Genomic DNA, 9,380 nt, shown 5'->3' with positions numbered 1-9,380 from the left:
AGCAGGGCCACGGGCAGATCATCGCCTTCTCCACCGTCGCAGGTGAGATGGTGCGCCGTTCGAACTTCGTTTACGGCTCCACCAAGGCCGGTACGGACGGCTTCTACCGCCTGCTCGGCGAGGCGCTGCGCGGCACTGGTGTGCGCGTGCTGACCGTCCGTCCGGGCCAGGTCCGCACGAATATGACGAAGGATTTGGACGACGCCCCGCTGACCGTCGATAAGACCGATGCGGCGAAGGCGATCGCCAAGGCGGTGGACGATAAGAAGACGATCGTCTGGGTCCACCCGCTGTTCCGCCCGATCATGCTGGTGCTGAAGCACTTGCCGATGTGGGTGCTGCGCAAGCTGCCGATTTAGGGCACTCTGCTGGCAACAGCTCCGGCCAGTCGCGCAGCCCCCTTCGGCGCTGGCTCCGTGCTGCGGGGTCTGCTCTGATCTTCAGGGCATTCTCAGCCGCAGCACCAGCTCTGAGCTTGGCTGCGGGGCTAGCTGCGAACAAATCTCCCTCACGTTTCATCCTGGCGTTACAAACCCCAGGTCGCGGAAAGCCCCCATGAAACGTGAGGGAGACTTGTTCATCTGAGCGCTCCACAGTACCGCTATCTTCTCCTCTCGCGGTTCAACCATGTACTTCGCTGGAGCGGCAGCGCCTCCTCCACAAAACTGTTGAGCCTTCCAAGCCCACAGAAACCACCGAATCTCACCCGCCAAAAACTGCCAAACCCGCTCGCGATTCCGCAAAGCCGCCGAATCTCCCGCCCCATAAACCGTCGAATCTTACTGTTTCGCAAATTTTACTGATTGCGACCTGCGGAAACAGTACGCGCGTTAAGCCAAACAGTAAAAATCGATGGAACTGAGCAGAAACCGATGCCCACCTGGGTATACTGTTCCGCTGCCACTCCCTCCTACCCCGCAACGCGCCACCCAGCTCCGACGCCTGCGGATCGCCCCACTACCCACGCGGTCGCCGGCACAGCAGCAACCCCTACCACCCGCTCCTCCCCCACCGCAAGGCGCATGCCTCTATAACTAAACCCGACCTACAGCTTCGCACCCACGCCGCCACCGCGCCTGCACGCGCACCCACTCGACACCCTCAGCGCCAGGCCTCCGCCAAATTACTAAGCCCGACCTGCGGCTTCGCGCTGAGCTGCCTCGCGCTTCGGAGCATCGCGCAGCACATCAAAGCGGAACACAATGCTGAACAGCACCGCCACCACGGAAATCGCGGCACCCAGGAGGAAAGCCACGTGAATACCGTGATTGAGGATCGCCACCTCGCCCACGCCAGGGTTGGACTGCGCATGAGCAGCCGAACCGAAAGTCATAACCGCGACGAACACCGCCGTTCCAGCGCCACCCGCAACCTGTTGGAAGGTATTCAGGATGGCCTGGCCATGCGACGCCAACTGGTCCGGCACAGAAGCCAAGGCATTGGACATCAAAGGCGTCAGCATCAAAGCAATACCCAGGTTCAAGCCGATGGTGTAGGCCAGTAGATGCCACACGGTGGAATCCTCAGTCAGCATGGCGAAGCCGAACATCGACGAAGCAAGCACTAAAGATCCAGGGATGATCAGGATGCGGATGCCATTGGCGTCGTACAATCGTCCGACGATCGGCCCGGCCAGCCCCATCAGCAGGCCGCCCGGCAGGGAAACCAGGCCGACCAGGCCGCAGCTGCTGGTGATGCCGCAAAGGCCCAGAATTTCAACCAGACCGCGGAAGTTTTCGCCTCCCAGCTGGTGACGGTGGAGCAGGAGCTGGAGGAAACCAAGCAGCTGTACGCCGGCGCAGTGGAGGCTGCGAAGCAGGCTGAGGCGCAGCAGAAGCAGTCCGAGATGCGCCTGCAGGATCAGATGCAGCAGATCACTCAGCTGCGCTCCCAGGTGGAGCAGGCGAAGATGCAGGAGGCGATAGCCCAATCTATGCAGCAGCTGGACGGTCTGCAGGCTGATCGCGATGTGCCAACTCTGGACTCGGTTCGCGACAAGATTGAGCAGCGCTACGCCCGCGCCCTCGGCGCTCAGGAGCTCGTGGAGAGTTCCGTCCAGGGGCGCATGGATGAGATCACCATGGCGGGTAATGACATGAAGGCTTCGTCCCGCCTGGAGGAGATCCGTGCCCAGATGAACGCGGAGAAGGGCCAGCTCAACCCCGGAGCGGCCGCGGGTGCTGCGGGGGAGGGCCAGCGCCAGCTGGACTCGGGTGAGGATTCGGGAGAAGCGCGCTAGGGGCATTACATCAGACCACTCCAGAGGAGCATCAAGGCCCCAGAGGCATCGACCCTAATGGTTCCCCTCACCGTGGGCTTGAGCGATCAGTTCGCTCAGCTCGTGCCGTAGGCGCACGAAGGCAGGGTCGGCCTTCGTCTCCCGCAGCTGTGCGGCAATGCTTTCACGATCCCCGCTGGGGTGGGGGACGGCCACGTGGTCCACGTTGACATCCGCAAGGATCCGCCCAGGGTGAGCAGCCATGACCACGACGCGGTGCCCCAGCAGAATCGCCTCTTCAACGGAGTGCGTGACGAAGATGATCGTCGGCTGATCCTCGTGCCACATGCGGAGGAGCTCGGCCTGCAGTTGCTCGCGGGTGAAGGGATCGAGGGCACCGAAAGGCTCGTCCATCAGCACCGTTTCCGGCATGCTGGCGAGGACGCGCGCGATCTGCGCTCGTTGTTGCATGCCGCCGGAGAGCTCGTGCGGGTAGCGTTCCGCGGCGTAGGTGAGACCCACGAGGTCGAGTAGCTCGTGCGCCTTCTTCCTCTTCGCCGCCTTGCTGTCCCGGTCCTTGCTAAATTCCGACGCCAACTGGACGTTGTCCCGCACGCTGAGCCAAGGGAAGAGAGTGGGCTGTTGGAACACCACGCCACGATCAATGCCAGGGCGGTCGATGACCCGTTCGGCGATCTCCCCGTCAGGATCATTCGTGAGGGAGGGGTCCGATACCGTGACTTGACCCGCGGTGGCGGGGAAGAAGCCGCCGATAATCTTCAGCAGCGTGGATTTGCCACAGCCGGAGGGCCCCACGAGGGTGACTATCTGGCCGCGGGGGATGTCCACGGTGATATCCCGCAGAGCTTCGACGCGCTGACCCGCATCAGTTGTGTATGTTTGGCCGACGTTCTTAATTTTCAGCATGGTCATTCTCCCTTGCTAGTGCGTATGCCACGGCCTGGTCGTAGTGCGATTGGTCCGCCGGGGTGTCTACATCCCCTTCGGAATGCAGGAATTCAGCGGTGTTGAGCAGAGCCTTGCGAAGTTCCTTGGCTGCCTGGGGTTGTTCTTCGCCGGTGAAGAAGCCGGAGCCCTGGAGTTGGGTGCGGGCACTGTCTTCGGAGATTTCCGCTTGGGCAGCGATGGCCTTGGTGAAGTCTTCTTTGTTGGTGTTGTATTGCTCCACCGCCCAGTTCTGCAGTGTGGTCCACGTGCGCAGCAGCTCGGGGTTTGCCTGCTGCCACGGCTGGTCTGCCAGCGTCAGGTTGTAGCTTGGTGCGCCTTGCTCGGCGACTTCGGCTGAATCGGTGAGTGTCTTGCCATTGTTTTTAATTTCGGAGAGCGTTGGCTCCCACACATAGGCGGCGTCGATCGCATCACTATTCCACGCGGCGGGCAGATTGTCCGGCGAGATATTGGTGATTTTCACGTCCGTCTTGGGGTCGAGACCGGCGAAGCGCAGGGCGTTGAGCAGCGAGTAGTGAGCTGTTGAGGAGAAAGGAGTGGCGATTGTCTTATCCTTCAGGTCCTCAATGCTTTCGGCATCCTTGGCCACTAGGGCCTCGCCACTTTTCGTCGCAGAATCTACACGGGTGACGCTCACGTTGAGATTCAGCGGCCCGGTCAGGGCCTTCGCCGCGGGCGTGGAGCCCAAGCTGGCGACGTCGATTGAGCCCGACGCAAACGCCTTCACGATGTCCTGGCCGGTCGGCAGACGGGTCCACTGGACATCTACATTCGGCAAACATGCCTCGGCAACGCCGCGATCGTAAAGGTATAGGTCGCCCGCCGGGGATCCGAGGTAGCCGATGCGAATGGTGCCAGTGGAGTCGGAGGTCTCGATTGGGCATTCGGCCGCCGCGGTGTTCGTCCATTCAGCTGCGGGAGGCCCCACGCAGGCGCTCAGAGCGAGAGTGCCGATGGCGGCCGCGCCGAGTGCTACGACCTGCCGTAATGCTGAGCTGGTGCGTGAGGGAGCTGTCGGTTGGTGTTCCCGCGGGCGGGAATGCTTTCGGAGTGAAGTGGGCTGTGGTGAGTGACTCATTGGCGTGCCTTCCACGGGGCGAACGCGCGCTCTACGCGCAGGAGGATCTGGTCGATGAGCAGCGCGGTGGCACCGATGACGATGATGCAGGCAATAGTCAGTGAAGTATCCAGCTGCGTACCGGAAACATAAGCCAGTCCGCCGATGCCCGGGATACCGTCGTTCATCTCCGCCGCCACGATCGCCGACCAGCACAACGCGGTGGCCAGGCGAATGCCGCCGATGATCTCCGGCAAAGCACCGGGGATGATGACGCGCCGGGCGACATCCCACTTCGAGGCGCCCAGTGTGCGGGCAGCCAAAACCCAGTCCTTGCGGATACCCACGACTCCCTGGAGAGTGGCGGCAACGACGACCGGAAATGCCGCGAGGAACAGCAGCACACCCTTCGAGAGATCACCGATGCCGAACCAGACGATGAGCAGGCCGATGTAGCCCAAGGGCGGAAGGGCACGAAGGAATGCCAGGTAAGGCTCCACGATGGAGCGCACCGTGTGCGAGAGGCCAAGAACGCATCCCAGGGCAATGCCGGCGATCGTGCCGACAAGGAGACCAGCGCCGATGCGTTGCAAAGTGGCTAGCAGATGCTGCCAGAGGAAATAGCCCTGCACGCCGCAATCGGCGCGCACGGAGCCCTCAGAGGGGGCGCGGCAGATATTGCTGTCGATGAGATCCTGCGCCACAGATCCAGGGGAGGGCAGCACCACGGGATTGATTCCCGCGAAGCGTGCGACGGCCCACCACGCGAGCAGAAGCGCAGCGAAGACTGCTACTTGCACTGCCCGTGGTTTCCACCGGCGCGATCGCGGCGGCTTCTGGGAGTGCGGGGCCTTGTGTGGTGGCTGGGGCCGTTCGCTATCTTTCGGTGACTCACTTCTGGTGCGAGAGACAGGGGGAGCTAAGACGGCGTTCATCCGCGTTCTCCTTCCCCGTTCGAAGAGGTCACAGTGGAAATCCTGGAGGCGTGGGTGATGAGGGGATTGCTGGTGGTGTCGACATGGGAGGCATGGTCGACCCGCAGCAGGGCGATGATGTGATCGCCGGCGGTGATCTCCTCCTCGATGTGGGCGGTGAGCTGGGCGCCGGCGCCATCGAGCACGACGGCATCACCGCGCGTTGACCAGGAGATATTGTCGAAGCGCTGGGTGGCAGGACCCGCGAGTTGATACACCAAGTCGGCGTATTCCTCAGTGAGAATCGTGATTCCCAGGGAGTCCGCGCGGCGCAGGACCGGCCACGTACCGGATGTCGCTTGCAGGCTCGCGGAGACGATTGGTGGATCCAAGCTGATGCCGACGAATGAACCCACCACCATGCCGATGGGCACGCCATCGATAAGCGATGCGGCGGCCACCAGTGGGGTTGGGACAGTGCGCAGAACATCGCGGAACTCCGCCGGTGTTGGGGGCTGGAGGGTGGTGGCCGGGGCGGTGTGGTGCTCGTGGGTGGATGTGGCGGTGGCTGGTGCCGTGGTTGCGGTGGCTGCTGGTGCGGTGGTGGTGACTGGGGATACGGGGGTGGAGAGAGTAGAGGTCATGGTGGTTCCTTCGGTGCGGTGGTGTGCTTCAGGTGAGGTGTTGGGTGCTTAGGAGGAGGCGGACTCGCTGGCGGATTCCTGTGTGTATTCACGGGCAGACTCGTCGGCGGACTCACTGGCAGGTTGAGGATCAGGGTGGTTGGCCACAGACAGCCCGAGGTGCTGCAGCGCAGGAACCACGCCCTCGCCGACGGAGAACGCTTCTTCCAGGTGCGGGTATCCGCTCAAGATGAAGTGATTGAGGCCGATGGTGCGGTATTCGGCGATGCGCTCGGCGACTTGCTCGTAGGAGCCCACGAGTGCGGTGCCCGCGCCACCGCGAACCAGGCCCACTCCAGCCCACAGGTTCGGCGAGATCTCCAAAGAGCGCGCATCGGCGCCAGCACGGAAGGCGCTACCTTGGCCGTGGAGTTCGGTCATGCGGCGCTGCCCCTCGGACTGGGACTTCGCCAGGGCTGCCTGGACTCGCTGCACCTCGGCGGGATCGATGGCATCCAGCAGACGCTGGGCTTCCTCCCACGCTTTTTCTTCCGTTGGGCGGGCGATCACGTGGAGGCGGATGCCGTATTCCAATTCGCGGCCGTGGGCAGTTGCAGCGGCGCGAACTCGGTCTAGCTTTTCCTCCACCTTGTGTGGTGGCTCGCCCCAGGTGAGGTACACATCGGAGTGCTTGGCGCCGACCTCGATGCCCTCCGGTGAGGAGCCGCCGAAGAAGACGTGTGGGGTGGTGTCCGGAGCGCTATACAGCGCTGCGTTTTCGACCTTGTTGTAAGTGCCATCGAGCGACACATCGCTCTCACCTGCGATGAGCTTGGCGTAGATCTCGAGGGCCTCGTCAGCGCGGTGGTACCGCTCCTTCTTGTTGAGGTGGTCGCCGTAGGCTCGCTGTTCCGTGTCCTCGCCACCGATAACGACGTTGAGGTTGAGGCGGCTATCGGAGAGGAGCTGGAAAGTCTGCGCCTGCTGGGCGATCAGGGTGGGACTCACGAGACCTGGACGGAAGGCGACGAGGAACTTGAGACGCTGGGTGGCTTGGATCAGCGCGGCAGTGGTTAGCCAGGCATCGGAGCACCACTGGCCAGTGGGGGTGAGTACTGATTCGAAACCGTTGTATTCGGCCGCGCGGGCGACTTGCGTGAGGTAATCCAGCGTGGCTTCGCGGTTCCCGCCAGGGCGGCCGGACCCATGGCCGCCGCCGACGATCGAGCGTGCGTCGCCCTGAGTGGGCAGGAACCAGTGGAGCGTGATGTCCCCCTGTGATCCGGCGTGCGATCCGGATTGCGATCCGGATTGCGTGCTGAGTTGTGCAGCGCCGCTGATTGGGCGTGGGGCTGCGCTGTTCGAAGCGTCCGTGTTCTGTGTGGATGAAAGTTGTGAAGTCATGGCAAGGAGTAGACCACACGGTCTAGTTGTGCCGCTATAGTTCCATTCACGCTGAATAATTAATCGCGAGACCACGGGAAAATTAGTAAGTTCGACGCTTTTTATAGACCGCGTGGTCTAGTATGGCTCACATGACCACGACGCAGCGACTCAGCGCAGGGCGCGTACTCGATTTCCGCGCCCCGACCAGCCCTGCTGCGCGCATATTCCACCAGATCAGGGCAACACCTGGGATCGACCGCGCCGAACTATCGCGCACGCTCGGACTGTCACAGCCAACCGTCGCCCGCCACGTCTCCGCACTCATAGACGCGGACGTGATCGCCCAAGGCCCCGCCACGGCGTCGTCGAAAAAACACAACGGACGCACCCCGACGGTGCTGCACCCAGAGGCCTCCCACATCGTGGCGGTCGGCGCCCACGTGGGAGCCCGCTCCACCGTACTTCTTGCCAGTGACGGTGCCGGACGAACAATTCGGCGAACAACCATCCCACTCGACGTGCCCAGCATGCCCGCAGACCACGCGCTGGACGCCCTCGCGGCAGAACTACTCAGCTTTGCGCGCCCTCTCCCGCGCCCCATCGGCCTCGGCGTCTGCTTCTCCGCGCACGTCAACGCCGACGGTGAAGTCACCTCCCCGACCTACGGCTGGCAGCGGGAACCGGCCCTCGAGAAACTCGCGAAGAAATTCCCCAGCGTGCGAGTCTCCGTGGCCACCGGCGTGAACGCAATGGCCGGGCATGAACTCGCGACCAGTGCGCTGACGCCCCCAACCCACGCCGATCTGCCAGGCGACTTCGAATCCACGCTGTACTTCTACGCGCGCGATGTCATTTCCCACGCCTGGATCATGGGTGGGCGCGTGCACCGTCGCCACATCGGAGCAGAATCCGCCACGTTCCGTACCATCGCTGGATCCGGAGCGCTGCCCGCTTATCCCGATGCTTCGCCACTCTCCAATACCGCTCTCCTACGCTGTGCAGAGGAGCGTGGGCTCGGCAGTCTACGCAGCCTGGAGGAGCTGGTTGAGCTCGCGGGCCGCAACGAAGAAGCGGGCGAGCTGTTGCGGGAGCGAGCAAAGCTGCTTGCGCGAATCATCGGCTTGGCGCTCGATATCGTGGACCCCAGTGCACTCGTGCTGGCGGGTGAGGCTTTTAGCTCCGACCCGCTGAGCACGAAGGATATCGCGCGCAGCCTCCGTCAGCGGGATGGTCTCGACGCGGCAGTCGGCGCCGACGAACGCACGGTGAGGATTCAACCAGCAGGTCCCGGAATTGTCCGCGATGCGGCACGGACCGTTTCCCTCCACCGATTCTGGCAGGATCCGCTCAGCGCGTAGGAAAGCCGCCCAGCGGGTGGCGGGGCGGCTTGGTGTGTGGCGGGGGTGGCTCAGCGGGCGGGAAGACCGCCCAGTGTGCAGCGAAACCCAGAGGCGCTGGCGCTTGAGGAAGTTCCAGACCTCCTGGGAGGCATCCGGGGTGCGGTTCCACGTGTGGTCTTGCGGGTTGGTGATGAGCTGCAGTTCTTCCTTTGCGCAGCTGTAAACGTGGCGCTTGCCACCAGAGATGTTGGTGACGCGCGGGCCTGGAGCGCCCACGTTGCGCTTCATGTAGGAGCCGACCAGCGTCGGAACAGCGAGGTCGTGGCGGCCACCGTGACGGTAGCCCCCGTGGTACTTCATCATCGTGTCGCCGGTGCCATGCATGATGAGGAATGGAATCGCGCGGTTTGAGCAGCCCATGTTGACAGGATCGTAGAACGCACCGCCGACCGCTGCCACACCAGCAAAAACGTGTGGCAGGTGGCAGGCGACCACGGCAGTCATACCACCACCGTTGGAGCGACCCGTGGCGTAGATGCGGGAGCGGTCGATGTTGTAGGTGCGGTCGACCTCGTTGATGATCTGCTGGATGAACTTGAGGTCCTCGCCGCCTAGAGTTAAACCAGTCCAACTTTCGGGGGCCAGTTCACATCTACCGAGGGGATGGGGCTTTAAGCGTTGCCAGAGGTCAGTGCTCCGGTTCGCGTGGCTCGTCCGGATCCGCCTCCTTGGCGCTATCCGGAAGATCCGTCGCGGTGGTGTCCGCAATGACCTCGGCAGCAGTCTCATCCGTCTCGGATTCCCGGTTGATCTCGCCGTGGACGGTGATGTCGCCCTCGAAAACAGCGCCGGTGGGGATGATCAGGCTGCCAT

Annotated in this window: 10 protein-coding genes and 1 pseudogene; 3 read left to right on the top strand and 8 right to left on the bottom strand. The window is 63.1% G+C overall.

Annotation, left to right across the window (positions count from 1 at the left end):
• Window positions 1-359 (top strand): SDR family NAD(P)-dependent oxidoreductase (locus tag Q1V78_RS06565; RefSeq protein ID WP_300612874.1); only part of this gene is annotated, 359 nt, incomplete at its 5' end.
• Window positions 360-1,126: 767 nt separating this feature from the next.
• On the opposite strand, the gene Q1V78_RS06560 is transcribed toward Q1V78_RS06565, so the two are convergent.
• Window positions 1,127-1,612 carry a hypothetical protein gene (locus Q1V78_RS06560; protein ID WP_300612872.1) on the bottom strand — a complete coding sequence of 162 codons (486 nt, stop codon included), beginning with the start codon at window positions 1,610-1,612 and terminating at the stop codon, window positions 1,127-1,129.
• On the opposite strand from Q1V78_RS06560, the gene Q1V78_RS06555 reads away from it, so the two are divergent.
• Window positions 1,598-2,239, top strand: coding sequence for a PspA/IM30 family protein (locus tag Q1V78_RS06555; RefSeq protein ID WP_367279559.1), 642 nt, complete (start codon window positions 1,598-1,600; stop codon window positions 2,237-2,239). The two genes, Q1V78_RS06560 and Q1V78_RS06555, sit on opposite strands and share 15 nt — an antisense overlap.
• 54 nt (window positions 2,240-2,293) lie before the next feature.
• Here Q1V78_RS06555 and Q1V78_RS06550 read toward each other — a convergent pair whose 3' ends face one another.
• The 5 genes from Q1V78_RS06550 to Q1V78_RS06530 form a co-directional block, all read right to left on the bottom strand.
• A complete protein-coding gene (locus Q1V78_RS06550) occupies window positions 2,294-3,145 on the bottom strand; it encodes an ABC transporter ATP-binding protein (RefSeq protein ID WP_300612870.1) in 852 nt (283 codons plus the stop codon).
• On the bottom strand, window positions 3,132-4,115 hold the full coding sequence (locus Q1V78_RS06545; protein ID WP_300612868.1) for an ABC transporter substrate-binding protein: 984 nt from the start codon (window positions 4,113-4,115) through the stop codon (window positions 3,132-3,134). The genes Q1V78_RS06550 and Q1V78_RS06545 overlap by 14 nt, the downstream gene beginning before the upstream one ends.
• A gap of 146 nt (window positions 4,116-4,261) precedes the next feature.
• Window positions 4,262-5,044: an ABC transporter permease gene (locus Q1V78_RS06540; protein ID WP_300612867.1), complete on the bottom strand. Its 783-nt coding sequence runs from the start codon at window positions 5,042-5,044 to the stop codon at window positions 4,262-4,264.
• Window positions 5,045-5,175: 131 nt separating this feature from the next.
• Window positions 5,176-5,802, bottom strand: coding sequence for a flavin reductase family protein (locus tag Q1V78_RS06535; protein ID WP_300612865.1), 627 nt, complete (start codon window positions 5,800-5,802; stop codon window positions 5,176-5,178).
• Between the two features lie 48 nt (window positions 5,803-5,850).
• Window positions 5,851-7,185: an LLM class flavin-dependent oxidoreductase gene (locus tag Q1V78_RS06530; protein ID WP_300612863.1), complete on the bottom strand. Its 1,335-nt coding sequence runs from the start codon at window positions 7,183-7,185 to the stop codon at window positions 5,851-5,853.
• A 131-nt stretch (window positions 7,186-7,316) separates the two neighbouring features.
• Between Q1V78_RS06530 and Q1V78_RS06525 the strand changes: the two genes are divergently transcribed.
• Window positions 7,317-8,525 carry an ROK family transcriptional regulator gene (locus Q1V78_RS06525; protein WP_300612861.1) on the top strand — a complete coding sequence of 403 codons (1,209 nt, stop codon included), beginning with the start codon at window positions 7,317-7,319 and terminating at the stop codon, window positions 8,523-8,525.
• A 423-nt stretch (window positions 8,526-8,948) separates the two neighbouring features.
• On the opposite strand, the pseudogene Q1V78_RS06520 reads toward Q1V78_RS06525, so the two are convergent.
• Together Q1V78_RS06520 and Q1V78_RS06515 are read right to left on the bottom strand one after the other, a co-directional pair.
• Window positions 8,949-9,275 (bottom strand): annotated as a pseudogene (locus Q1V78_RS06520) (PHB depolymerase family esterase); the annotation flags it as partial.
• A partial coding sequence (locus Q1V78_RS06515) for a hypothetical protein (RefSeq protein WP_300612858.1) occupies window positions 9,196-9,380 on the bottom strand: 185 nt, incomplete at its 5' end. The pseudogene Q1V78_RS06520 and the gene Q1V78_RS06515, both read right to left, overlap by 80 nt.

The sequence above is a fragment of the Corynebacterium sp. genome (genome assembly GCF_030152825.1).
Classification (GTDB): Bacteria; Actinomycetota; Actinomycetes; order Mycobacteriales; family Mycobacteriaceae; genus Corynebacterium.
The sequence above is the reverse complement of the archived record's forward strand: the minus strand, read 5'-3'. Positions and strand labels throughout refer to the sequence as shown.